This window comes from Xanthomonas sp. (genome assembly GCF_017163755.1).
Taxonomy (GTDB): Bacteria; Pseudomonadota; Gammaproteobacteria; order Xanthomonadales; family Xanthomonadaceae; genus Xanthomonas_A.
The window spans coordinates 29,397-53,131 of the sequence record NZ_JAFIWC010000034.1 but is presented as its reverse complement, the minus strand read 5'-3'; the positions used below and the strand labels follow the sequence as shown (position 1 = coordinate 53,131).

Genomic DNA, 23,735 nt, shown 5'->3' with positions numbered 1-23,735 from the left:
ACCCTGTCCCACCGCCGCCCCCTTCCCCCACCGCGCACGTGCCTGTCCGCACGGCTCGCGCTGCTGGCGCTGAGCCTGCCGGCGCTGGCGCTGCCGGTCTCGGGCCTGGCCGCGCCGCCGGCCTCGCTGTCGCTGCAACAGGGCTGGCAGGTGCGGCTGGCGCCGGGCGAGGCGCGCGCCAAGGAGTTCCCCAAGGCGGCCAGGTGGCTGCCGGCGCAGGTGCCGGGCACGGTGCAGACCGACCTGATCGCCGCCGGCGTGGTGCCCGATCCGTTCTATCGCGACAACGAGGCCAAGATCCAGTGGGCGGGGTTGTCCGACTGGCAGTACCAGACCCGCTTCAAGGCCGACGCGGCGCTGCTGCGGCGCGACCATGTCGAACTGGTGTTCGACGGGCTGGACACCTTCGCCGAGGTCTACCTCAACGGCAAGAAGCTGCTCAGCGCCGACAACATGTTCCGGCAGTGGCGGGTGGACGCCAAGCCGCTGCTCAAGCGCGGCGACAACGTGCTGGAGGTGCGGCTGTTCTCGCCGATCAAGAAGCTGCAGCCGTGGCTGGCCAAGCAGCCCTACGCGCTGCCCGGCGCCTACGACTCGGCGTTCGGCGACGAGCCGGTGGCGCGGCACAGTTCCACCTACGTGCGCAAGGCGCCGTACACCTTCGGCTGGGACTGGGGCCCGCGCATCGTCACCGCCGGCATCTGGCAGGACGTGCGGGTGGAAGCCTGGGACGCGCTGCGCGTGGACGGCCTGCACATCGCCCAGCAGCGCGTGGACGCCGACGCCGCGCAGCTGCTGGCGCAGCTGGAGGTGCAGGCCGGCAGCCGCGGCAGCGTGCAGGTGGACCTGGACGTGCTCGGCCCCGACGGCCAGCGCGTGGCGCAGCTGAGCGAGCAGGCGACGGTCGACCCCGGCAGCAACACCGTGGTGGTGCCGCTGCGCATCGCCAACCCCAAGCGCTGGTACCCGGCCGGCTATGGCGCGCAGGACCTGTACACGTTCAAGGCGCGCATCCGCGACGCCGCCGGCGACACCTACGAAACCCAGCGCGTCACCGGCCTGCGCAGCGTCGAACTGCGCCGCGAGGCCGACAACTGGGGCAAGAGCTTCGCGATCGTGGTCAACGGCATCCCGGTGTTCGCCAAGGGCGCCAACCTGATCCCGTTCGACAGCTTCCCCAGCCGCGTCGATGCCGCGCGCATGCGCGGCATCCTGCAGTCCACGCGCGACGCCAACATGAACATGCTGCGCATGTGGGGCGGCGGCCACTACCAGCCGGACAGCTTCTACGAGGACGCCGACCGCCTGGGCATCATGATCTGGCAGGACTTCATGTTCGGCGGCGCGGTGCCGCCCTACGACGTGGCGTTCCGCGAGAACACCCGGCGCGAGGCCGAGGAACAGGTCAAGCGCCTGCGCGACCACCCCAGCATCGTGATCTGGTGCGGCAACAACGAAGTGCAGACCGGCTGGGAGAACTGGGGCGACCGGGTCAAGTTCAAGCAATCGATCGACCCGGAGGAACGCACCCGCATCGAGCGCGGCATGACCACGCTGTTCGGCACCGTGCTGCGCGAGGCGGTGGGCAAGTACGACGGCGACGTGCCGTACTGGGCCACCTCGCCCGGCACCGACTTCGACGGCGGCGCCGACCAGCCCGACGACGGCGACATGCACTACTGGAAGGTATGGGGCGGGCCGGCGCTGCCGGTCACCGAGTACCTCAACGTCAACACGCGCTTCATGTCCGAGTACGGCCTGCAGTCGTTCCCGGAGATGCGCACCATCCGCGCCTTCGCCGAGGCCGGCGACCTGCAGCCCGAATCGCCGGTGATGCGCGCGCACCAGAAGTTCGACAAGGGCAACGGCAACCAGCGCCTGCTGCTGTACATCCGCCGCCAGTTCGGCGAGCCCAAGGACTTCGAGAGCTTCGTCTACCTGAGCCAGCTGATGCAGGCCGAAGGCATCGCCCTGGCCGCCGAACACCTGCGCGCATCGCGGCCGCAGTCGATGGGCTCGCTGTACTGGCAGCTCAACGACGTGTGGCCGGGCGCCTCGTGGTCCAGCCTGGACTACTTCGGCCGCTGGAAGGCGCTGCACTACCACGCGCGCCGCTTCTACGCGCCGGAGCTGATCGCCGCGCTGCGCAACGACAAGGGCCAGACCCAGGTGTCGCTGGTCTCCGACCGCACCACGCCGCTGCCCGTGCGCTGGCGCACGCGGGTGATGGACATGTCCGGCAAGGTGCTGAGCAAGAGCGAGAAGAAGGCCACGCTGGCGCCGCTGAGCAGTGTGCGCGTGGGCAACTTCAGCGATGCGCAGCTGCTGCGCCGCGCCGACCCCAAGCGCAGCTTCGCGGTGTTCGAGCTGCTCGATGGCGAGCGTGTGTTGTCGCGCAACCTGGTGTTCTTCGCCGCGGCCAAGGAGCTGCAGCTGCCGGCGGCCAACGTGCGCAGCGACTGGCGCGCCGACGGCGACGGCTATGCGCTGACCCTGTCCAGCGACACGCTGGCGCGCGAGGTGTGGCTGTCGTTCGGCGATCTGGATGCGCAGCTGTCGGACAACGCGCTGGACGTGCTGCCCGGCGAGCCGGTGACGGTGCGCGTGCGCAGCGCCGCCTCGCTGGACGCGCTGCGCGCTGCGCTGCAGGTGCGCGAGCTGGCCGGCACGCTGGCCGGCGCACCGCCCGAGCCGGCGGAGGCGAAGTGATGCGGATCGGAAAGACCAGACAGCCTGCACCACTGTGGGAGGGACTTCAGTCCCGACAGGGCGGCACCGTCAAAGCGTCGGGACTGAAGTCCCTCCCACAGGCGCTATGCCTGTTGGGAGTGCTCTGCTCCCCGATCGCCGGCGCCGCCGACGCGCCGCCCAGCCCGGAAGCGCGCGCCGCCGCGCTGGTGGCGCAGATGACCCGCGAGGAGAAGATCGCCCAGGCGATGAACGCTGCGCCGGCGATTCCGCGCCTGCGCGTGCCGGCCTACGAGTGGTGGAGCGAGGGCCTGCACGGCATCGCCCGCAACGGCTACGCCACCGTGTTCCCGCAGGCGATCGGCCTGGCCGCCAGCTGGAATCCGGCGCTGATGCAGCAGGTGGGCACGGTGGTGTCCACCGAAGCGCGCGCCAAGTTCAACCTGGGCGGCGGCCCGGGGCGCGACCACACGCGCTACGAAGGCCTGACCATCTGGTCGCCGAACATCAACATCTTCCGCGACCCGCGCTGGGGCCGCGGCATGGAGACCTACGGCGAGGACCCCTACCTCACCGGGCAGCTGGCGGTGGGCTTCATCCACGGCCTGCAGGGCGAGAACCCGGACCATCCGCGCACCATCGCCACGCCCAAGCACATCGCCGTGCACAGCGGCCCGGAACCGGGCCGCCACGGCTTCGACGTGGACGTGTCGCCGCGCGACACCGAGGCCACCTACCTGCCCGCGTTCCGCGCCGCGATCGTCGAAGGCCGCGCCGGCTCGGTGATGTGCGCGTACAACTCGCTGCACGGCACGCCGGCGTGCGCGGCGGACTGGCTGCTCAACGGCCGCCTGCGCGGCGACTGGGGCTTCACCGGCTTCGTCGTCTCCGACTGCGACGCGGTCGACGACATGACCCAGTTCCACTACTTCCGCCCCGACAACGCCGGCTCGTCCGCTGCCGCGCTCAAGGCCGGCCACGACCTCAACTGCGGCCGCGCCTACCGCGAACTCGGCACCGCGTTCGACCGCGGCGAGGCCGACGAGGCGCTGCTGGACCAGTCGCTGGTGCGGCTGTTCGCGGCGCGCTACCGGCTCGGCGAGCTGGAGAAGCCGCGCCGCGATCCCTACGCCAGGCTCGGCGCGCGCGACATCGATTCGCCGGCGCACCAGGCGCTGGCGCTGCAGGCGGCGTTGCAGTCGATGGTGCTGCTGAAGAACGCCAACGGCACGCTGCCGCTCAAGCCCGGCCTCACGCTCGCCGTGCTCGGCCCCAACGCCGACGCGCTGCAGGCGCTGGAAGCCAACTACCAGGGCACCTCGTCGGCGCCGGTGACGCCGCTGCTCGGGCTGCGCCAGCGCTTCGGCGCCGAGCGCATCCGCTACGCGCAGGGCGCGCCGCTGGCCAGCGGCGTGCCGGCGATGATTCCGGAGACCGCGCTGCGCAGCAACGGCCGTCCCGGGCTGACCGGCGAGTACTTCGACAACCTGGACCTGCAGGGCAAGCCGCGCCACGTGCGCCAGGACCGCACGGTCAGCTTCAACTGGGACCGCGTGGCGCCGGCCAAGGGCGTGGACCGCGACCGCTACTCGGTGCGCTGGACCGGCGAGCTGCTGCCGCCCGGCCCCGGCGACTACACGCTGGCGGTGCGCGTGGCGCGCTGTTTCGACTGCGCCGGCCACGACCCGGTGCGGCTGTACGTGGACGACGAACGGGTGATCGCCGGCAACGCCGAGGACAAGCACGTGCCGTCCGGCGTGCACAACAGCGACGGCCGCAACGTCGAGGCCGCACTGCATTTCGACGACACCCGCCCGCGCCGCATCCGCCTGGAGCTCGAGCACCGCGGCCAGGACCAGGGCCTGCGCCTGGAATGGCTGCCGCCGGCCTCGGCGCAGCTGGCCGAAGCCGAGCAGGCGCTCGCGCAAGCCGACGCGGTGGTGGCCTTCGTCGGCCTGTCGCCGGACGTGGAAGGCGAGGAACTCAAGATCGACGTTCCGGGCTTCGACGGCGGCGACCGCAACGACATCGCGCTGCCGCCGGCGCAGCAGGCGCTGCTCGAACGCGCCAAGGCCGCCGGCAAGCCGCTGGTGGTGGTGCTGATGAGCGGCAGCGCGGTGGCGCTGAACTGGGCGCAGCAGCATGCCGACGCCATCGTCGCGGCGTGGTACCCGGGCCAGTCCGGCGGCGCGGCGATCGCGCAGGTGCTGGCCGGCGACTACAACCCGGGCGGGCGGTTGCCGGTGACGTTCTACCGCTCCACCAAGGACCTGCCGCCGTACGTCAGCTACGACATGAAGGGGCGCACCTACCGCTACTTCAAGGGCACGCCGCTGTATCCGTTCGGCTACGGCCTGAGCTACACGCGCTTCGGCTATGCCGCGCCGCGGCTGTCGGCCACCACGCTGCAGGCGGGCAGCCCGCTGCAGGTGACCGCCACCGTGCGCAACGACGACACCCGCGCCGGCGACGAGGTGGTGCAGGTCTACCTGCAGTACCCGCCGCGCGCGCAGTCGCCGCTGCGCGCGCTGGTCGGCTTCCAGCGGGTGACGCTGCAGCCGGGTGAATCGCGCGAACTGCAGTTCACGCTCGACGCGCGGCGGCTCAGCGACGTCGACCGCGCCGGCCAGCGCGCGGTGCAGCCGGGCGACTACCGCATCTACGTCGGTGGCGGCCAGCCCGGCACCGACGCCCCCGGCGGCGAGGCCGCGTTTTCGATCCAGGGCACGGCGCCCTTGCCGCGGTGACGCCGGGACTCGGGACTCGGGACTCGGGACTCGGAAAAGCACAGCACATCGCAACGCATATTGCAGGAGTTCGTCACGCATGACCCAAGATTTCAAGCCCATGCTCCCGTGCGGTGACTCGGCGAGTCCCGAGTCCCAAGTCCCAAGTCCCGGTATCTCTCGCCGCGATGTCCTCACCTTGCTCGGCACCACCGCCGGCGCCGGCCTGCTCGGCGCCGCGCTGCCCGCGTTCGCATCCAGCGCATCGGCCGCGACCGACGCGCTGCTCAGCAAACGCCCGCCGACGTCCAAGCGCAGCTTCGCCAGCGCCGCGGTGGAAAAGCGCCTGCGTACGGTCAAGGCCGGCATCGGCGATCCGCGCCTGGCCTGGCTGTTCGAGAACTGCTACCCGAACACGCTCGACACCACCGTGCGCACCGGCACCCGCGACGGCAAGCCGGACACCTTCGTCATCACCGGCGACATCGAGGCGATGTGGCTGCGCGACTCGTCGGCGCAGGTGCATCCGTACATCCCGCTGGCGAAACAGGACCCGGCGCTGCGGCGCATGTTCCATGGCCTGATCCAGCGCCAGGCCTACTGCATCCGCCTGGACCCCTACGCCAACGCGTTCCTGCCCGACGGGCAGAGCACGCGCCTGAAGTGGTCGGTGGCCGACATCACCGAGATGAAGCCGGGCGTGGGCGAGCGCAAGTGGGAAGTGGATTCGCTGTGCTACCCGATCCGGCTGGCGCACGAATACTGGCAGGCCAGCGGCGACGCCGCGCCGTTCGACGGCGACTGGCGCGAGGCGATGCGCGTGGTGCTGCGCACCTTCCGCGAACAGCAGCGCCTGCACGACCGCGGCCCGTACACGTTCCAGCGGCCCTCGCCGCTGGCCACCGAGACCCTGGTGCTGGAGGGCTACGGCCAGCCGACCAAGCCCAACGGCATGATCCACTCGATGTTCCGCCCCTCCGACGACGCCTGCGTGTACCCGCTGTTCGTGCCGGCCAACCTGTTCGCGGTGGCGTCGCTGCGCCAGCTGGCGACGATGAGCCAGGCCATCCACCACGATGCCGCCTTCGCCGCCGAATGCCGCGCGCTCGCCGACCAGGTCGAGGCCGCCACCCGCCAGTACGGGCAGATGCGCGATGCCGACGGCCAGCCGTTCTGGGCCTACGAGGTGGACGGCTACGGCAACCAGCTGTTCATCGACGACGCCAACGCGCCGGGGCTGCTGAGCCTGGCCTACCTGGGCTGCTGCGACCGCCGCGACCCGGTGTTCCTGCGCACCCGCCAGCTGGCGTGGAGCGAGCGCAACCCCTACTTCTACCGCGGCCGCGCCGCCGAGGGCGTCGGTAGCCCGCACAGCGGCATGGGCACGATCTGGCCGATGGCGATCATGCAGTACGCGCTGGCCAGCGACGACGACGCGCAGATCCGCCAGTGCCTGCACTGGCTCAAGAGCACCGACGCCGGCACCGGCTTCATGCACGAGGCCTTCGACAAGGACGACCCGGGCACGTTCACCCGCGACTGGTTCGCCTGGGCCAATACCCTGTTCGGCGAGCTGATCGTCGACCTGCACCAACGCAAGCCGCACCTGCTGCGCAGCTGATCCGCTCGCGGCGTCTTGTGGGAGGGACTTCAGTCCCGACGCGCACTACCGGTAAAGCGTCGGGACTGAAGTCCCTCCCACAACCGCCCGCCCTACCGCAGTTCCCAGACCTCCCACCCCGCGCACACACCGAGGACAGCACCATGGCCACACGACGCGGTTTCCTGCAGGGCGCCATCGCCCTGGCCCTGTTCGGCCTCGGCGGCGCGCCGCGCGCGCGCGCGGCCGCCGGCGCCTACGCGTTGCCGGCCGACAACGCCGCCAAGGCCGAGCTGACCCGCCACGTCGACGTGTTCATCGGCACCGGCGGCCACGGCCACACCTTCCCCGGCGCCACGCTGCCGTTCGGCATGGTGCAGCTGAGCCCGGACACCTACAACGCGGTATGGGACGCGTGCTCGGGCTACCACGAGTCCGACGGCTCGATCATGGGCTTCTCGCACACCCACCTGTCCGGCACCGGCATCGGCGACATGCTCGATTTCCTGGTGGTGCCGGCCACCGGCGAGGTGAAGCTGGTGCCCGGCGCGCTGGACGACCCGGACGCGGGCTACCGCTCGCGCTACGACCACGCCGACGAAGCCGCCTCGCCCGGCTACTACCGCGTGCGCCTGAAGGACAGCGGCGTGCACGCCGAACTGACCGCCACCGCGCGCGCCGGCCTGCACCGCTACCACTTCCCCGCCGGCAAGCCCGGGCACCTGCTGCTGGACCTGTGCCACGGCATGCAGGACAAGCCGGACATCGCCACCCGGCTCAGCGACGTGCAGCTGCGCATCGTCGACGAGCGCACCCTGCTCGGCGGCCGCCGCGTGTACCAATGGGCCAAGGGCCGCTACATCTTCTTCGCCATGCGCCTGTCGCGGCCGTTCGCCAGCGCGCAGATCTACGCGCAGGACCAGCCACTGGCCGCCGATGCACGCCAGGCCGACGGCACCCAGCTCAAGGTCGCGCTGCACTACCCGGACGCCGCCGCCGCGCCGTTGCTGGTCAAGGTCGGCATTTCCGCGGTCAGCGCCGAGAACGCGCTGGCCAACCTGGACGCCGAACTGCCCGACTTCGACTTCGCCCGCGTGCACCGCGACGCGGTCGCCGCGTGGGAGAAGGAACTGGGCCGCGTGCGCGTGCAGACCGCATCGGACACGCACAAGCGCATCTTCTACACCGGCCTGTACCACAGCCTGCTCGCGCCCACCTTGTTCAGCGACGTCGATGGCCGCTACCGTGGCATGGACCTGGCCATCCACACCGCGCCGCCGGGCTACCACAACTACAGCACCTACTCGCTGTGGGACACCTACCGCGCACTGCACCCGTTGCTGACCCTGGTGCAGCCCGAGCGCGTGCCCGACCTGATGCAGTGCCTGGTGCGCGGCGCCAACGAATGCCCGGACGGCGTGGGCATCTGGCCGCTGCAGGGGGTGGAGACCGGCTGCATGATCGGCTACCACTCCGCGGTGGCGCTGGCCGAGGCGCAGGCCAAGGGCTTCGCCGGCGTGGACTACGCCGCCGCGTGGCCGGCCTACCGCAAGCGCGCGATGCACGACACCACGCACGGGCTGGACCATTATCGCCAGCTCGGCTACATCCCCAGCGACAAGGTCGACGAAGCGGTCAGCCGCACCCTGGAATACGCCTACGACGACTGGGCGGTGGCGCACCTGGCGCGCGGCGCCGGCGCGCAGGCCGAGTACGAGGCGCTGCTGCAGCGCTCGCGCAACTACCGCCAGCTGTTCAACCGCGACAGCGGCTTCGTGCAGCCGAAACTGGCGGACGGCCAGTGGGCGGCGCCGTTCGATCCGCGCGCGATGGGCCACACGAAGCAGTGGCGCGACTTCACCGAGTGCAACGCCTGGCAGGCCACCTTCCTCAACCAGCACGACGTGCACCAGTACATGGACCTGTTCGGCGGCCGCGACGGCTTCGCGCGCAAGCTCGACGAACTGTTCACCACCAGCTCCGAACTGCCGGCCGACGCGCCGCCGGACATCGACGGCCTGGTCGGCCAGTACGCGCACGGCAACGAGCCCAGCCACCACGTCGCCTACCTGTACGCCTACGCCGGCCAGCACTACAAGACCCAGCAACGCGTGCGCCAGCTGCTGGACACGATGTACCACGACGCGCGCAACGGCCTGTCCGGCAACGAGGACTGCGGGCAGATGAGCGCGTGGTACGTGCTCAGCGCGCTGGGCTTCTACGCGGTGGACCCGGTCAGCGCCAACTACGTGATCGGCAGCCCGCTGTTCGACCGCGCCGAGCTGCAGGTGGGCAACGGCAAGACCCTGGTGATCGAGGCGCACAACAACAGCGCCAGCAACGTGTACGTGCAGGCGGTGCGCTGGAACGGCAAGCCGCACACGCGCACCTGGCTGCGCCACGCCGACCTGGCCGCCGGCGGCACCCTGAGCTTCGAGATGGGCCCGGAACCGAACAAGCGCTACGGCGCATCCAAGAAGGACGTGCCGCCGTCGTTCGTTTGATCCGCCCCTCCCCCCTGTAGGAGCGGCTTCAGCCGCGACCGGGCGTTACCGGCAAGTCCCGGTCGCGGCTGAAGCCGCTCCTACAAAAAAGCCCGACTTAAACTCCCCCAGAGACCCCCCCATGCTGCGTCGCTCCCTGTCCGCCCTCGCCCTGTCGCTCCTGCTGTCCCTACCGGCATCCGCACAGCCGACGCACGCAGCCACGCCCTGGCCCGCGTTCGCCACCCAGGGCGAACACTTCACCCGCGACGGCAAGCCCTACCAGATCATCTCCGGCGCCATCCACTTCCAGCGCATCCCGCGCGCCTACTGGAAGGACCGCCTGCACAAGGCGCGCGCCCTGGGCCTGAACACCGTGGAGACCTACGTGTTCTGGAACCTGGTCGAACCGCGCCCGGGCCAGTTCGACTTCAGCGGCAACAACGACGTGGCCGCCTTCATCGACGAAGCCGCCGCACAAGGCCTCAACGTGATCCTGCGCCCCGGCCCCTACGTGTGCGCCGAATGGGAAGCCGGCGGCTACCCCGCCTGGCTGTTCGCCGAACCGGGCATGCGCGTGCGCAGCCAGGACCCGCGCTTCCTTTCCGCCAGCCAGGCCTACCTCGACGCCGTCGCCGCGCAGGTCAAGCCCCAGCTCAACCGCAACGGCGGCCCCATCATCGCCGTGCAGGTGGAGAACGAATACGGCTCCTACGGCGACGACCACGCCTACATGCAGGCCAACCGCGCCATGTTCGTCAAGGCCGGCTTCGACCAGGCGCTGCTGTTCACCTCCGACGGCGCCGACATGCTCGCCAACGGCACCCTGCCCGACACCCTGGCGGTGGTGAACTTCGCCCCGGGCGAGGCGCAGACCGCCTTCCAGGCCCTGGCCAAGTTCCGCCCCGGCCAGCCGCAGATGGTGGGCGAATACTGGGCCGGCTGGTTCGACCAATGGGGCGCCAGGCACGCCGCCACCGATGGCGCCAAACAGGCCAGCGAATTCGAATGGATCCTGCGCCAGGGCCATTCGGCCAACCTCTACATGTTCGTCGGCGGCACCAGCTTCGGCTTCATGAACGGCGCCAACTTCCAGAAGAACCCCAGCGACCACTACGCCCCGCAGACCACCAGCTACGACTACGACGCCGTGCTGGACGAAGCCGGCCGCCCCACCCCCAAGTTCGCGCTGTTCCGCGACGCCATCGCCCGCGTCACCGGCGTGCAGCCGCCCGCGCTGCCGGCGCCCATCCGCTTCGCCGACCTGCCGGCCACGCCGCTGCGCGAATCGGCCTCGCTGTGGGACAACCTGCCCGCCCCGGCCGCCACCACCGAAAGCCCGCAACCGATGGAGCGCTTCGGCCAGGCCTACGGCTACATCCTCTACCGCACCACCGTCACCGGCCCGCGCAAGGGCAGCCTGTACCTGGGCGAGGTGCGCGACTACGCCCGCGTCTACATCGACCGCACCCTCGCCGGCAGCGCCGAGCGCCGCCTGCAGCAGGTGGCCGTGGACGTGGACATCCCCGCCGGCACCCACACCCTGGACGTGCTGGTGGAGAACAGCGGCCGCATCAACTACGGCGCACGCATGGCCGACGGCCGCGCCGGGCTGATCGACCCGGTGCTGCTCGACGGCAAGCCGCTGAACGGCTGGCAGACCTTCCCGCTGCCGATGGACGATGCGAACAAGCTCACCGGCTGGACCACCGCCAAGGTCGAAGGCCCCGCCTTCCACCGCGGCACCGTCAAGATCGGCACGCCCACCGACACCTTCCTGGACATGCAGGCCTTCGGCAAAGGTTTCGCCTGGGCCAACGGCCACAACCTGGGGCGGCATTGGAAGATCGGGCCGCAGCGGGCGTTGTATTTCCCGGCGCCGATGCAGCGTAAAGGCGAGAACAGCGTGATCGTGTTCGATTTGGATAGTGTGGCGGAGGCGAGCGTGCGTGGGGTTAGGGCGCAGGTTTGGAGTACGCCGGGTAATTGAGTTATCCGGAGAATGCGCCGTCCGGTAAATCTGGATGGCGCGGCATCAAACAACTTGTCTACAAAATCAGGGCCGCCGGCGGTTGCGCCGAGCGGCCTTTAACTTGTGACGGCTGTCAACAAGTGGTAGCGTCGGTCGGTGTGGGATGCACTCGGGGATGGCCGTGGTATTAGACGCAAGGATGATGTAACCGAGATACTCACGAAAGATCGGAGATGGAATGCATACAGCTCCGAAAGATAGCAACATAGGTGCGTTACACACCTGTTTTAAATACCATCTTGCTGGCGAATAGTAGTTAGGCCTCACTCATGGACATTGCAGGCGAACTGATCAAGCTAGGTGCTGTAGGTCTCATTGCAGGCCTATTTTCATCACTTTTGGCCAATAGAGATCACCGCTATCGAAAGTGGTGGGAACTGCGGGTAAGTGCATATCAAGGCGCAATTGAGGCGCTTTCTGACATCGTCTATTACTTCGACAAGCACTATAACGCAGAGCTTGAGTATCGCGAGCTTTCCGAGGAGTTTAAAAAAAAGATCAGCGACTTTTGGGACGCGTCATACCCCAAGGTTAGAAGGCTTGCGGATAGCGGCGCATTTCTATTCTCAGATCGTGCCAATGCGGCATTGAAAGAATTCATGCGAGACGATGACGAGGAGTCTTACATTGAGCATCTTGACAATAACTTAGCCAAGTCCAAGAAATGCCTAGAAGAGCTTGTGGCGTGTTCAAAGATCGACCTACGTCTAAAAGACGGATTCTTGTCTAGGTGGTTGCAGTGAAGCCTAAAAACTCACTCAAGCCGAACCCGCTTCGCGGGTCGGCTTAATTAGGGCGTTCGATCACAATCATTCATGATTATTTTCTCAGATCAACTTCTTGGAGCGCTTGGCGCATGGCAGAACGGCTGGCGCGAGATGCAATCGCGCAGAGAAAGCCTAGCTAGCGCCCTTTGCGAGCATGTTGAAAGTCTTCCCAGTGAGTTCAGAACTGTATCCGCCCCTTGTTATAGGAAGCGCTTTATTCACAAGGGTGAGATGGTTGATTTATTTCTTAGCGACTCTCGGGACGAGGGCGTCGCCAGCTGGACTCTAGATCTGAGACTTGCCGAAAGGCTGAAAGGGCTCACAAGAGATGGAGCAGTATCAGCCGCAATTTTTAAGCACACCCCTAGCGAGTCTGAAGTCATTGTTAGCTTTCCGGCGTTATGGGCTTCACAGCATTTTCAACACGCTGTAACAGCATATGCATCGCGAAATGGACACCACGCTTCCGCACTACTGAACTTTAAGGACACCCAACAAGAGGTCGTGCTTAGAGCGCCCTTACGCGGTACCGAGATGATTGCACTGACAGGCGCCTCTAGTCCATTTGATGATATATGCGACAGGATTGGAATTAAAGATGATCAACGGGACGGGATATTCAAGACGCTAGTTGACAATGGAATTTACCCTGGAGAAGTCCAGTTTATTGACAAAGAAGCTACCCAGCGGGTTGTAACTCGCTCGATCCAGAGACTTTACATGGTCGTCAAAGAGCATCTTGAGCGTCAGCAATCAAGCGATACGATCTAACATTAATTCAAACCGAGCTGGCTTCGCAAGTCGGCCTAATTCAGGGACTAGCTCGCTATGGAAGCTTGGCAGACCATCCTACTCGCAATTACTGGCAACACTCTCGCGGTTGCCGCGATTGCGTGGCTGGCCAAGAAGTTTGTCGACAACTCGTTGCAGCGCAATCTGCAGAGCCATCGAGCCGCGCTTGAGTCTGAGAACCAGATCGCCAGCGAGAAGCTGCGCCATGATCTAGCTATCGTTGCTCAAGAGCGAAGCGTTGTGTTCTCCAAGCTTCATGAGCGGCGCGCAGAAGTCATTGCGCAGATATATGCTCTTATTTCTGACGTTGTGCGGCGCGGGGGTAGTTTCACATCCCCAATTGAGATGGCTGGCGAACCAACAAAACAGGAAAAATACGCTCAGTTCGCAGACGCATTCAACGCGCTACTCGAGTACTTTGACAAGAACAAGATTTACTTACCAAAGGACACGTGCAGCAAAGTTGACTCCCTCATAGATGACATCCGCTCGCATGCAGTTCGACTCAATATTGGTTTTCTCCGAGCGGAGGACAAGTCAGATACAAGTGGTTATCACAACATGCTCGATCAGTGGGGCAAAGCGTGGACCTATTTCAAAGATCAGGTTCCGGAGGTACGCGGCGCGTTAGAGGACGACTTAAGAGCACTTGTAGGTAATGACTAATAAACTAACAATTCATCCTGTACCGGGCACGATTTGTAGCGGCCTTCCCACAGGTGCCGGTGCGACGGTATAGAGTGTTGATGTAGCGCATCATAGCGGCGACCAAGCGACTGCATCAGCGTTGACGCCGCACCGGTCTGCTGGCTGGTGAACAGCAAGTGCACATGGTTGGTCATCAATACATAGCATGTACGGCGATCCAAAACTTGAGCGAAAGCTCATGCAGATCTTGCAGGTAGCGTATCCGGTCGTTGTCGGTAAAGAAGCATGGCTGCCGGTCATTGCCCCGCTGCACGACATGCTGAGCGACACCGGGTAGATCCAGTCGGGGACGGCGTGGCATGTGCGATCCGCTCTGAGGCGGGATCAGCCTCGCGCATCCAAACGAGCCGCCCCATCGGGTAACATCGAGAGCCTGTGTAGGGGAAGTGCACTCTGACCCCAGTTTTGACCCCAGTTTTCCTGACCCCAGTTTTCTCTATGTTAGGCGCGAATATGGGCCATCCTAAAACTCCGACCGCATGCCCTAAATGCTTGAGTAGTTCTCACGTCAGCGAGAAAACACTTCTCATTGGATCCGCAAGTCCGAGAAAACTCTTTGGGGACGGTGAAGAGCGAGCGGGGTACCAGCGCAAAGATCAACTTGCTGTTGATGAATGCAAGAGGGAAGAGCTGCAAGCACCACCACTGGAGCAATTCGTCAATGGCTACTACTGTAAAAGCTGCGGAATTGGGTTCGTACCCGACGGCATTTCCAGAGAACCAATTTGGCCGAATCGCACTTAATTGCCGCAATGAGCCCAAGCCTAACTCGACCCTTACCCCGCTCCTGTCAGTCGCTGGACTCTGCGCGATAAAGCAGCGAAGAGCCAGCAGGTCGCCTGCGATGGGCGATAACAATTCAGGCCGACGCCTCGCAGCGTGACTTAACTAAATAGTTGGAACACACCAATCAGACCAACCTCATGCAGCTAAAACAGATCAAGGCCGCTCTAGAGGAAGCTGGAGTAGTGTTCGCTCCAGCGCTCACGACCCGGGAGTTGATGGCGGCTGAAACGCGCTTTGGTTTCCATTTCCCGCCAGACCTGAAAAGGTTCTTGTCATTTGCCTTGCCCGTTGGGCAAAGATTTCCCAACTGGCGAGAGCTGGACAGCCCCTACCTGGCCAGCGCATTTAACTGGCCGCTGGATGGGCTGTGGTTTGATGTAAAGCAGAACTCGATGTGGCTACCGTCATGGGGGCCACGTCCTGACAATGATGAGGCCGCCTTCGAACAACTTAGACAGCTAGTTCAAGCAGCACCAACATTGATTCCAATCCGAGGCCATAGATACATGCCCTCTTCGCCTTTGGAAGAAGGGAACCCCGTGCTGTCGGTGTATCAATCAGACATCATCTGCTACGGGCTCAATCTCGAGGACTATTTCAAAAACGAGTACAGCCGCTACTTCGGCCGGAATGGGTATGAACTGCATGGGGCGCCAAGGCACATTGATTTCTGGTCACTGTTTCTTGAGTAATAGGGGACAACAGGTCAGGCTCACTTAAAAGCCCATCTTGGTTTTACGGTCAAAAGCAGTTGACATCCCCAAAAACCAGTAGCACCATTACCCCCAAGGAGCGTAGAAACTCCTCACACAGCGGCACCCACCTCCGTCAAACCGGTGGGTTTTTTGTGCCTGTTCGCAGGCACACTCCGACGCGCTGTCTGCGTCGGGAGGGCGGCGAATACAACACCCTTCGGGGAAATAAGCCCGCCGGCTGTGTGCGGTTTCTAACCTCCCGACATCCCGTCGCCCTTCGGCGCGGGTTTCTGTCTGCCAAGGAGGCTGTGCCATGCGTCAACCGTCACCCCGCCCCACTACTCCCCGCAAGCGCAAGTCGCACAAGCATCGCCACTGCCCGCAGTGGACGATCGCCGAATCGACGCTCATCCCCATGCTGACGCCCGAACAGGTCGCCGCCGCCGATGCCGCCGATCGTGCCCGCGCATCGCGCGCGCCCCGCCGCCCACGCCCGCCGCAGCAGTGCACCGTGGGCTACGGCCACGCCGCCAACGGCAAGCCCACGCCCGCGCTGCGCCTGGGCGGCCGCTGGATGGAGGAACTGGGCTTTACCATCGGCAGCACGCTGCGCGTGCAGGTGCGCGACGGCGAACTGGTGGTGAGCGTAGCCAGCAAGGACTGACGCGGCCATCGCCCACCACGCACCGGAGGATCGCTGAGATGGCGTCCAACCGCTTTGTCTTCGGCATCACGCTCGACCAGGCCGATGCGCTCGACCGCCTGATCCGCACCATCACCGCGCATGGCGACATCCTCGCCGCCGGCACGGCGCCCTATCTGGATCCACGCACGCTGCCCGCGCTGGGAGAGGCCATCTACACCGCCGGCCGCGCGGCGCGCGGCATCCTGGACCAGGTGGGCACGCAAGCGCTCAAGGACAGACCGCCCGGTAGGCGGTGAACGACGCGGCCAACGGAACGGCCCCTTGTGGCGCGGGGGTCCGTTCCAGCGCAGCATACGCAGCGTCACGCCGGCAGCCGCCTCTCAATTTTCCACGCGAAGGATATTCCATGACCCAGTACTGTATCTGCGCCACCTGCACCGGCTCAGCGGCCCAGCCAGCGGAGCGTGCGCAAGGCCAAATGGAATCGATTCAGGGCGCGCAGGTCGCCATGCAGCAAGGATGGACGCTCGCGCATTGGAGCGCTGCAGATTTCGCAACCATGTGTTCGACGGAAATTCACAACTTCCAGCAACCCGGCCACAAACTCCGAGTCGGCGCGTCGTTCTATCTCTACCAAGGAAACGCGCCGAACGTCCGCCCCCAGCAACTGAGGCTGCTGGGGCTTGGCGGGAACCACCGCTACACCATCGACTACGCCGCCAGCCATGGGCTGGAAATTTTCTACAAGACGAACGCGGCCGCGAATCCCGCCGAGGTGGCCGTGATACTGGGCTGTGGCGGAACGATCACGTTCGACCAGCAAACGCGGCAGGCCACAGGCCACAACGTGAGTGATCGCAAACCCATAATCACGATAGTCTGACAACCGCCGCCCCGCGATGCGGATCAACGTGGGGAGTTAGCAAGGCCGCTGGAAAGGTGCATGATCCTCCACCACTTGGACATGCGCGTCTTCGGTAATCCCCCTGCTTCGCCCATTCGAGGATCGAAGCAAGCGCGATCCAGGGATCGTCATTCAAGCATCCATCAGGCGAAAGTATTCCTTCAGGCGCGGCGCTGGAATAGTGGTACCCGCGCCCTTTCCAATAGAAGCAGTCCTGAAGAAATTCCGGTCTTTGGGGGTACTTGTAGGTCGTGGTGCGCATCGCGAGTGCTTCGGATCCATTGGCGCGTCTGGCTTGAAGTGTACTCAACTGCGCTTGTGGCCGACTAAGCGCCATGCTGGACTTCATGCAGTTGACCAGCAATCCTGACGGGCTGGCAGACCCTCCCGTTCCGATGGACGAAGCGACCAAGCGCAATGCACGCGCCTTGGGTCCAACAGTAGCCCGATCGAGGCGTTAGACGTCCGTTCTCACCGATTGGATACGCGGTCGACGATCCACTCGACGATCGCATCGAACCGCTCTTGATCGAGCGCGTGTCCGCGATCGACACGGAGCTCGGTGATGAAGTCGCCGGCGACCTTGGCCACGACCTGGTCTGCATCCCGTGAATACTTGTCCTGGGTACCCGACACAACCATTGTCGGCCGAGGTCCGATGGCTGAAAGAACATCGTTCGTGTCGATCTCACGAGCGAGTCCGGGCACGGCCTCGAAAAGGGTGATCCCGGTATTTTCCCGGCGGCGCGTGTCGAAGCTGCACACAGCGCCGCTGACGCATGCGAACCTGCATCGTGCGTCAACTGCCGCGTGGTAGAGCGCCGTGTAGCCACCGTACGAGTGTCCTGCAACCCCCACGCGCCGCTCGTCTATTCCAGTGGCTTGGAGCAGAACGCTCAGGGCCCGTTGGGCGTCATCCAGGCACTTCCTCATCAGCAGGTCGCCCTCCAGCAACCGGTAGCTCATGGCGTTGTAGTGCTGAAGCCAATCGTAGTAATCCGGCTCCACTCCCTGCACCGCCCCTCGTCGATCCTCGAACGTAATGGAGTCCGGGGCCAAGACGGCGAGGCCCCTACGCGCGAGCGCCGGCCCGAAGGCTTGAAACGCGTCGCCCACCTCGCCGGCCACCTCGCTCTTGCCGAAGTGAAACTCCCCATTGTGCTGGTGAAAGACAACCACGCCGCCAAGCGTATCGCGCCCGTTCGGCGTGAACAGGAAAGCCGGAATGAGGTCGCCTTCGAGTCCCCGGTACTCGATCCGTTCCCGGTCGAACCCGTCGGCCTTCTCGACACGGCCTCGTTGGAACCCTACCGGAACAGGGTCCGCGAGCCCCAGGCGTTCTCGAAGCGTCGTGGTGAGGTCGGCCATCAACCGCAATGATAGCCCGCAATCAGAAGAACAACGCAGCGAAGAACATTGCCGCAGCAGCCCATAGGTGCTGGCCCCTTAGTTACCCCCGACAACAACGAGGCCAGAGGAAATATCTGGTTCAAGCGCCTATTTCCTCCTGCCCCGTTGTCGTTGCTGCTCGACGGCAAGCCGCTGACCGGCTGGCAGACCTTCCCGCTGCAGATGGACGATGCGAGCAAGCTCCAGGACTGGACCATCGCCAAGGTCGAAGACCCCGCCTTCCACTAGGGCACCGTCGAGGTCACGCCAGTTGCGTAAGGCGAACCAGTGGCCCGGGGTTTTTTAGCCATTACGCCCGCACGCCGCACGCAGAAGTCGCGACGGCAGAACCGGCTATTCGACCGGCACCGTATCGCGCATGCGCAGCGATGCGGGCGATGGCGCCAGCAGCGGGCACGCCTGCCGCGCGGACTGCGTACGGCTCACGAACGCCATCAGCTGCACGGCTTCCTCGGTGGCCATGGAGCGGCCGCGCACGCCATCAGCGAACGCGCGCAGCGGGTCGTTCGGCGCTGCCGCCGTGGAGGGAGGGTTGCTGGTTGGTGCGGACATGGCGCGTTCCCGGGAAATCGACAGCGGACGCAACGCCTGTCGCGGCACGGCCAATGGCCATGCCGCACGCTTGCGCCGCGTTTTGCCCGGCGCTTGCGGCGCCCGGCATATCCTGGATAACGGCGCGTTGGCGGCGGACTGAAGCGTCGTCCGCCCAACGGTAAGGGCTCGAGCAACACCTAAGCGAACATTCACTACTGCCGCCTCGTTCCGTGCTCACTTCGCCACCGGGGTATGGCCTTTGAAAGAAGCAGCGCATAGGCGGAAATGAAAAACTTGACAAGTTCGGAAATACAAGACTAACGTTGTCTACGCAGTGACATTGCCACCGGCACCGATTCCGGCACTATGGTCGCTGGCCTGGATCGGTTTGCGTGGTGCATACGCCCACGCGCCGTGGCCTCATAAAACAATTATGAGTACGAAGATATGGATATCTCGATTCCGTTTGCGGGCGCGCTTGCGTCGCTCGCGCAGCCGTCCCAACACGCCCGCCTGATCCAACTGTGCGCCCCGCTGGAGGGGCTGGTGGTGGAGCGCTTCCATGGGCAGGAATCGGTCTGCGGGGCCACGCGGCTGCAGATCGAGTGCCTGGCCACCTCGGCGTTCCTCGAGGCCGATGCGCTGCTGGAGCAGCCGCTGGACCTGCAACTGCGCCAGGCCGACGGCACCCCGCGCCATTGGCAGGGCCTGTGCACGGCGGTGGCGCAGCTGGGCGGCGATGGCGGCCTGGCCCGCTACCGGCTGACCCTGGAGCCGTGGACGGCGCTGCTGGAACTGCGGCGCAATGCGCTGGTGTTCCAGGACCTGGACGCGCGCGCGATCTGCGAGCGGATCTTCGCCGACTACCCGCAGGCCGCGTTCCGCTTCGAGCTGCAGGCCGCGCTGCCCACGCACCCGATCACCACCCAGTACCGCGAGACCGACTGGGCCTTCGTCACCCGCCTGCTGGCCGAGGCCGGCCTGGCGTGGCGCTACGAGCACGCGCAGGGCGAGGACAGCGAGGCCGCCGCGGCCACGCTGGTGGTCTTCGACCCGCAGGCGCAGGCGCCGGACAGCGGCACGATCCGCTTCCACCGCAGCGACATGGCCGAGGCCGACGATGCGATCAGCGCCTTCGGCGAGCGCCGCGGCGTGGTGCCCACCGCCAGCACCGTGGCCAGCTGGCACAGCGAGCAGTTGCGCGCGGTCAACGCGCAGGCGCAGGCCGAGGCCGGCGGGCTGCCGCCGCTGGAGGTCTACGTGCAGCCGCGCGCCGGGCGCTTCGCCCAGGACGCGGCCGCGCAGGCCCAGGCGCAGGCGCGGCTGGACGCGCTGCGCGTGCCGCACACGCTGCACGCCGGCGCCGGCAGCGCCCGCGTGCTGTCGGCCGGGGCGGTGTTCACCTTGAGCCAGCACGCGCAGCACGAAGGCCAGCGCTTCGTCCCGGTGTCGATCGAGCACGTGGCGGTGAACAACCTGGGCCAGGGCATCGTCGCGCTGCTGGATGCGCCGGAGCTGGAGCACGGCAGCTACCGCAACCGCTTCCTGGCGGTGCCGGCGGCCACGCCGCTGCGCGCGCTGCCGCAGGACCGCCCGCGCATGCACGGGCCGCAGAGCGCCCGGGTGGTCGGCGTGGCCGATGCGGCGGTGAGCCCGAGCCGCGACCACCAGGTGCGGATCCAGTTCCCGTGGCAGCGCGGCGCGCAGCCCACCCCGGGCGGCCTGAGCGACAGCGCCAGCGCCGAGCCCGGCCATGCGCCAGGCGACCAGAGCGCCGGCACCTGGGTGCCGGTGGCCGAGTGGGTGGCCGGCCCCAACTGGGGCAGCCATTTCCTGCCGCGCATCGGCAGCGAGGTGCTGGTGGAGTTCCTGCACGGGGACCTGGACCAGCCGCGCATCACCGGCCAGCTGTACAACGGCGAGGTCGCCCCGCCGTTCGGCGGCGGCCTGGACGAGAGCGCCAGCCACCCCGGCACGCTCAGCGGCCTGCACACCCAGTCGCACGACGGCAGCGGCACCCAGCAATGGCTGCTGGACGACACCCCCGGCCAGCTGCGCACGCGCCTGCACACCTCGCTGGCCGACACCCGGCTGGAGCTGGGCTACCTGATCCAGCACAGCGACACCGCGCGTGGCGCGCTGCGCGGCCAGGGCTTCGAACTGGCCTCGCAGGGCTGGGGCAACGTGCATGCCGCGCAAGGCCTGCTGCTGTCCAGCAGCGCCCGCCCCCAGGGCGCCTCGACCGCGCTGGACGTGGCCGAGGCGGTGGCCCAGCTGCAAGGCGCCGAGCGCACCGCGCAGGCGCTGCACGACACCCTGACCCAACAGCAGGTGCCGGGGCTGGACGCCCACTCCAGCGTGACCCAACTGCGCGAGGCGATCGACCCGCAGGCGCAGGGCAAGTACGCCGGCGCGGTCGGCGGCCAGCCGGCGACCAAGCCGGCCGACGGCAGCCGCGAGGGCCAGGACCCGGTGGAACGCTTCGCCGAGGCGCGCCTGCTCGGCGAATCGCCGGACCACGTCGCCTGGACCACCCCGGCCAGCGGCGTGGCCTATGCCGGGCAGAACCTGCAGCTGACCGTGCAGGACGATGCGCACCTGAGCGCCGGGCAGACGCTGTCGGCGGTGTCCGGGCAGCACGCCGCGCTGTTCGCGCAGAGCGGACCGATCAAGCTGATCGCCGCGGCTGGCCCGGTGAGCCTGCAGGCGCACACCGGCACCCTGGAACTGCTGGCCGACCAGGCAGTGACGGTCACCGCCACCGACACCCGCATCGACGTGCTGGCGCAGCAGAAGATCGTGCTGCAGGCCGGACAGACGAGCATCACCCTGGAAGGCGGCGACATCACCTTCGCCTGCCCGGGCGAGTTCACGGTCAAGGCCAGCCAGCATCCGTTCTTGGGTGGGGAGAGTGGGTCCTTGTCCCTGGCGGCATTGCCGTTCCATTTGCTGGGACGCGAGCCGTACACCGCGCGCGTCAAGCTGCTGGACCACACCGGCCAAGCGATCCGCGACCAGGTGTTGCGCATCTGGCACGAAGACGGGACATACGAGGACGTCAGGACCGATCAGGACGGCACCAGCCGCGTGGTCGTGAGCGGCGACCGTTCGGAGCAACTCAAGATACAGCTGGCCGACAACGAGGAATGGGAAGTCCTGGACAAGGACATGCAGGAAAACCTCGCCAACTGCTGCATGCCCCAGCCGCTCGATGCGCAAGGAAGCACGACATGACCCAGACCCCGCAACCCGCGCCGCATCACCTGTGTTTCCGTCTGGTGGATCAGCAGAGCACGCCGATCCGCGACGCGCGACGCTACACCTTGACCTGGACCGACCAGGGCGCCACCACCGCCACCACGCGCGAAGGCACTACCAACGACCAAGGGCGGACCGAGCAGATCCAGACCCGGGGCCCGGTCCTCGTCACCCTGGCCATCGCGCCTCCGGCCGGTGGCGAATGCCGGCCGGTGAACCAGGCCGTCAGCAGCAAGCCGGAGGGCCGGTATCCGGTGGTCACCGTGCGCCTGGCATTCAACGCGACCACCGCGACGATGCCGCAATCGCAGGATCACTGCGAGACGCTGACCCTGCGCGCCGGCCAGCAACGGGTGAAGTACGTCATCGACAACGTCGACACCATCCGCAACAACGGGCGGGACTACGCGACCTACCTGACCAATTTCCCGTACCTGATCGTGGACGCCGCTACGCTGGAAGTGCTCCATGCCGGCACAACGCGCACCGAGCCGGCCCGGTTCACCGGAAACAGGAGCCAGGTTCAGACCGCCGAGGTGGCGGTGGATGGGGTTGCGCGAGTGGGCATCGTATTGGGGGCGGCCGCCAATGGCGACGAGCAGCGCTGGCGCGATGATGCCGCGAATCTGGTGATGTATCGGGTGGTGCCCGCCGCGGAGGGCCTGACGACGGTGACTATCACGGAGCGCGCTGCGGAGGGACCGGAGCCGCAAGAAAATCAGGTTCTGACCGCCTTAGCTGCGCAATCTCCAAGCGTTCACACTGGGGATTTGAATGGTCGAGTCTGGAGAACCTTCACTCGCAGCTACGGTATGGCTGACATTCGGCGGTGGATCACGGGCCAATTGACGCTGGATGTTCAGGGCGGAATTACCACCTGGTACGAGATCGCGCAACCCAGCGAACGTCAGATCGCCTGGGCCGAGCAGCATGGGCAGATCAGCCCGGAGCAAGCGGCGCAGTACCGCAACGCGCCGCCTCAACCTCGGAACCCGGGGCGCGATCAGGGTGCCCCCCCACCACCTGCGCTGCGCATGCAGTTGGAATGGGCAGACTTGCTAGACCCCATCTACAGCGGCCAGATCGAGAACATTCCTCAGCCGAACCGCAGACGCTCCCAAGGCGGCGACATCATCATACCTCCATTGGATCTGACCATTCGCCTGGCGCCTGGCTTCAGCGACAATGCAGAGGAAATCACGGGTTTGAACCAGGCACAGGTGCTCACCCACAACCACCCATTCGTGTACATGATGTTGCTGTCGGCCTGCGCCCAGGCTGGCGTCACTCATGTCAAGATCGTAGGCAGCTGGCGCCCCATGCTGGGCTCGATTCTTCACAAGCTGGGAGACGCGCTGGACATCACCGAGGTCGACAGCCGTCCTGATCGACTGCCGGCGTTCACGTTCAACGGATCCCATGTCCGCAACAACGCGCTCGCCGACAGGTTCGGCTCGCTGCTTCATGATCACCGTTATGCGCGGCCGGACCAGCACATCTACGTCGGCGACGACTATCCTCACACCTCGGATGCCTCACACAACAACCATCTGCACATCACGTGCAACAGCCGCGTAGCCTTGCAGCCGCGCGACCTTGCCGGCTATCGAGGAGCAGCCGATCCGCCGGCTCAACCTGGCAGGCCTCTTCCCGCAGTTCCCGAAGAACTACAACGCCGGAATCAAGTGCGATGATGCATAGGACAT

The 23,735-nt window shown here is 66.1% G+C and carries 19 protein-coding genes; 16 read left to right on the top strand and 3 right to left on the bottom strand.

The genetic code is table 11. The features are described 5' to 3' along the window. The first annotated feature begins 3 nt into the window (after positions 1 to 3). The 8 genes from JR065_RS18900 to JR065_RS18865 all read left to right on the top strand — a co-directional run bounded on the left by JR065_RS18900 (position 4) and on the right by JR065_RS18865 (position 13,754). The gene (locus JR065_RS18900) at positions 4 to 2,709 is read left to right on the top strand and encodes a glycoside hydrolase family 2 protein (RefSeq protein ID WP_206235980.1); all 2,706 of its coding nucleotides are present in this window, start codon (positions 4 to 6) and stop codon (positions 2,707 to 2,709) included. Further along, positions 2,709 to 5,435 carry a glycoside hydrolase family 3 protein gene (locus tag JR065_RS18895; protein WP_206235976.1) on the top strand — a complete coding sequence of 909 codons (2,727 nt, stop codon included), beginning with the start codon at positions 2,709 to 2,711 and terminating at the stop codon, positions 5,433 to 5,435. The genes JR065_RS18900 and JR065_RS18895 overlap by 1 nt, the downstream gene beginning before the upstream one ends. Before the next feature lie 100 nt (positions 5,436 to 5,535). Further along, on the top strand, positions 5,536 to 7,035 hold the full coding sequence (locus tag JR065_RS18890; protein ID WP_206235979.1) for a glycoside hydrolase family 125 protein: 1,500 nt from the start codon (positions 5,536 to 5,538) through the stop codon (positions 7,033 to 7,035). Positions 7,036 to 7,178: 143 nt separating this feature from the next. Continuing rightward, on the top strand, positions 7,179 to 9,518 hold the full coding sequence (locus JR065_RS18885) for a GH92 family glycosyl hydrolase (RefSeq protein ID WP_206235975.1): 2,340 nt from the start codon (positions 7,179 to 7,181) through the stop codon (positions 9,516 to 9,518). A 121-nt stretch (positions 9,519 to 9,639) separates the two neighbouring features. Then, positions 9,640 to 11,487, top strand: a complete 1,848-nt coding sequence (locus JR065_RS18880; protein ID WP_206235973.1) for a glycoside hydrolase family 35 protein — start codon at positions 9,640 to 9,642, stop codon at positions 11,485 to 11,487. 311 nt (positions 11,488 to 11,798) lie between these two features. Beyond that, positions 11,799 to 12,272 (top strand): hypothetical protein, encoded by a 474-nt coding sequence (locus JR065_RS18875; protein ID WP_206235972.1) that lies wholly within the window; start codon positions 11,799 to 11,801, stop codon positions 12,270 to 12,272. Positions 12,273 to 12,344: 72 nt separating this feature from the next. Then, positions 12,345 to 13,067 (top strand): hypothetical protein, encoded by a 723-nt coding sequence (locus JR065_RS18870; RefSeq protein ID WP_206235970.1) that lies wholly within the window; start codon positions 12,345 to 12,347, stop codon positions 13,065 to 13,067. Between the two features lie 57 nt (positions 13,068 to 13,124). Next, positions 13,125 to 13,754 carry a hypothetical protein gene (locus JR065_RS18865; protein WP_206235969.1) on the top strand — a complete coding sequence of 210 codons (630 nt, stop codon included), beginning with the start codon at positions 13,125 to 13,127 and terminating at the stop codon, positions 13,752 to 13,754. On the opposite strand, the gene JR065_RS21610 is transcribed toward JR065_RS18865, so the two are convergent. Next, positions 13,751 to 13,930 (bottom strand): transposase, encoded by a 180-nt coding sequence (locus JR065_RS21610; RefSeq protein WP_241093758.1) that lies wholly within the window; start codon positions 13,928 to 13,930, stop codon positions 13,751 to 13,753. The two genes, JR065_RS18865 and JR065_RS21610, sit on opposite strands and share 4 nt — an antisense overlap. Positions 13,931 to 13,941: 11 nt before the next feature. Here JR065_RS21610 and JR065_RS21770 point away from each other — a divergent pair, with 11 nt between their 5' ends. The 5 genes from JR065_RS21770 (at position 13,942) to JR065_RS18840 (ending at position 16,806) form a co-directional block, all read left to right on the top strand. After that, positions 13,942 to 14,073 (top strand): hypothetical protein, encoded by a 132-nt coding sequence (locus tag JR065_RS21770; RefSeq protein WP_277420170.1) that lies wholly within the window; start codon positions 13,942 to 13,944, stop codon positions 14,071 to 14,073. Positions 14,074 to 14,692: 619 nt separating this feature from the next. After that, positions 14,693 to 15,274 carry a hypothetical protein gene (locus JR065_RS18855; protein ID WP_206235968.1) on the top strand — a complete coding sequence of 194 codons (582 nt, stop codon included), beginning with the start codon at positions 14,693 to 14,695 and terminating at the stop codon, positions 15,272 to 15,274. 316 nt (positions 15,275 to 15,590) lie between these two features. Next, complete coding sequence (locus JR065_RS18850; protein WP_206235967.1) at positions 15,591 to 15,941, top strand: SymE family type I addiction module toxin; 351 nt, start codon at positions 15,591 to 15,593, stop codon at positions 15,939 to 15,941. 38 nt (positions 15,942 to 15,979) lie between these two features. Continuing rightward, entirely contained in the window at positions 15,980 to 16,219 is a 240-nt protein-coding gene (locus JR065_RS18845) for a hypothetical protein (protein ID WP_206235965.1), read from the top strand. Positions 16,220 to 16,329: 110 nt separating this feature from the next. Beyond that, positions 16,330 to 16,806, top strand: coding sequence for a hypothetical protein (locus JR065_RS18840; RefSeq protein ID WP_206235964.1), 477 nt, complete (start codon positions 16,330 to 16,332; stop codon positions 16,804 to 16,806). Positions 16,807 to 17,298: 492 nt separating this feature from the next. Here JR065_RS18840 and JR065_RS18835 read toward each other — a convergent pair whose 3' ends face one another. After that, positions 17,299 to 18,195, bottom strand: coding sequence for a prolyl oligopeptidase family serine peptidase (locus JR065_RS18835; RefSeq protein WP_206235962.1), 897 nt, complete (start codon positions 18,193 to 18,195; stop codon positions 17,299 to 17,301). A 147-nt stretch (positions 18,196 to 18,342) separates the two neighbouring features. On the opposite strand from JR065_RS18835, the gene JR065_RS21765 reads away from it, so the two are divergent. Further along, complete coding sequence (locus JR065_RS21765) at positions 18,343 to 18,465, top strand: hypothetical protein (protein ID WP_277420169.1); 123 nt, start codon at positions 18,343 to 18,345, stop codon at positions 18,463 to 18,465. A gap of 105 nt (positions 18,466 to 18,570) precedes the next feature. Here the strand turns inward: JR065_RS21765 and JR065_RS18830 are convergent, their stop codons facing one another. Continuing rightward, complete coding sequence (locus JR065_RS18830) at positions 18,571 to 18,789, bottom strand: hypothetical protein (RefSeq protein ID WP_206235961.1); 219 nt, start codon at positions 18,787 to 18,789, stop codon at positions 18,571 to 18,573. 435 nt (positions 18,790 to 19,224) lie between these two features. On the opposite strand from JR065_RS18830, the gene JR065_RS18825 reads away from it, so the two are divergent. Together JR065_RS18825 and JR065_RS18820 are read left to right on the top strand one after the other, a co-directional pair. Further along, the gene (locus JR065_RS18825) at positions 19,225 to 22,005 is read left to right on the top strand and encodes a type VI secretion system Vgr family protein (RefSeq protein WP_429001894.1); all 2,781 of its coding nucleotides are present in this window, start codon (positions 19,225 to 19,227) and stop codon (positions 22,003 to 22,005) included. Further along, positions 22,002 to 23,723, top strand: coding sequence for a hypothetical protein (locus JR065_RS18820; RefSeq protein WP_206235960.1), 1,722 nt, complete (start codon positions 22,002 to 22,004; stop codon positions 23,721 to 23,723). Before JR065_RS18825 ends, JR065_RS18820 begins: the two co-directional genes overlap by 4 nt. Positions 23,724 to 23,735 lie beyond the last annotated feature (12 nt).

Excerpts from the sequence above, each read along its gene's own strand:
- JR065_RS18895 (WP_206235976.1), top strand. The coding sequence starts at position 2,709 with ATGCGGATCGGAAAGACCAGACAGCCTGCACCACTGTGGGAGGGACTT.
- JR065_RS18890 (WP_206235979.1), top strand. The coding sequence starts at position 5,536 with ATGCTCCCGTGCGGTGACTCGGCGAGTCCCGAGTCCCAAGTCCCAAGT.
- JR065_RS18885 (WP_206235975.1), top strand. The coding sequence starts at position 7,179 with ATGGCCACACGACGCGGTTTCCTGCAGGGCGCCATCGCCCTGGCCCTG.
- JR065_RS18880 (WP_206235973.1), top strand. The coding sequence starts at position 9,640 with ATGCTGCGTCGCTCCCTGTCCGCCCTCGCCCTGTCGCTCCTGCTGTCC.
- JR065_RS18875 (WP_206235972.1), top strand. The coding sequence starts at position 11,799 with ATGGACATTGCAGGCGAACTGATCAAGCTAGGTGCTGTAGGTCTCATT.
- JR065_RS18870 (WP_206235970.1), top strand. The coding sequence starts at position 12,345 with ATGATTATTTTCTCAGATCAACTTCTTGGAGCGCTTGGCGCATGGCAG.
- JR065_RS18865 (WP_206235969.1), top strand. The coding sequence starts at position 13,125 with ATGGAAGCTTGGCAGACCATCCTACTCGCAATTACTGGCAACACTCTC.
- JR065_RS21610 (WP_241093758.1), bottom strand. The coding sequence starts at position 13,930 with ATGACCAACCATGTGCACTTGCTGTTCACCAGCCAGCAGACCGGTGCG.
- JR065_RS21770 (WP_277420170.1), top strand. The coding sequence starts at position 13,942 with ATGTACGGCGATCCAAAACTTGAGCGAAAGCTCATGCAGATCTTGCAG.
- JR065_RS18850 (WP_206235967.1), top strand. The coding sequence starts at position 15,591 with ATGCGTCAACCGTCACCCCGCCCCACTACTCCCCGCAAGCGCAAGTCG.
- JR065_RS18845 (WP_206235965.1), top strand. The coding sequence starts at position 15,980 with ATGGCGTCCAACCGCTTTGTCTTCGGCATCACGCTCGACCAGGCCGAT.
- JR065_RS18840 (WP_206235964.1), top strand. The coding sequence starts at position 16,330 with ATGACCCAGTACTGTATCTGCGCCACCTGCACCGGCTCAGCGGCCCAG.
- JR065_RS18835 (WP_206235962.1), bottom strand. The coding sequence starts at position 18,195 with ATGGCCGACCTCACCACGACGCTTCGAGAACGCCTGGGGCTCGCGGAC.
- JR065_RS18830 (WP_206235961.1), bottom strand. The coding sequence starts at position 18,789 with ATGTCCGCACCAACCAGCAACCCTCCCTCCACGGCGGCAGCGCCGAAC.
- JR065_RS18820 (WP_206235960.1), top strand. The coding sequence starts at position 22,002 with ATGACCCAGACCCCGCAACCCGCGCCGCATCACCTGTGTTTCCGTCTG.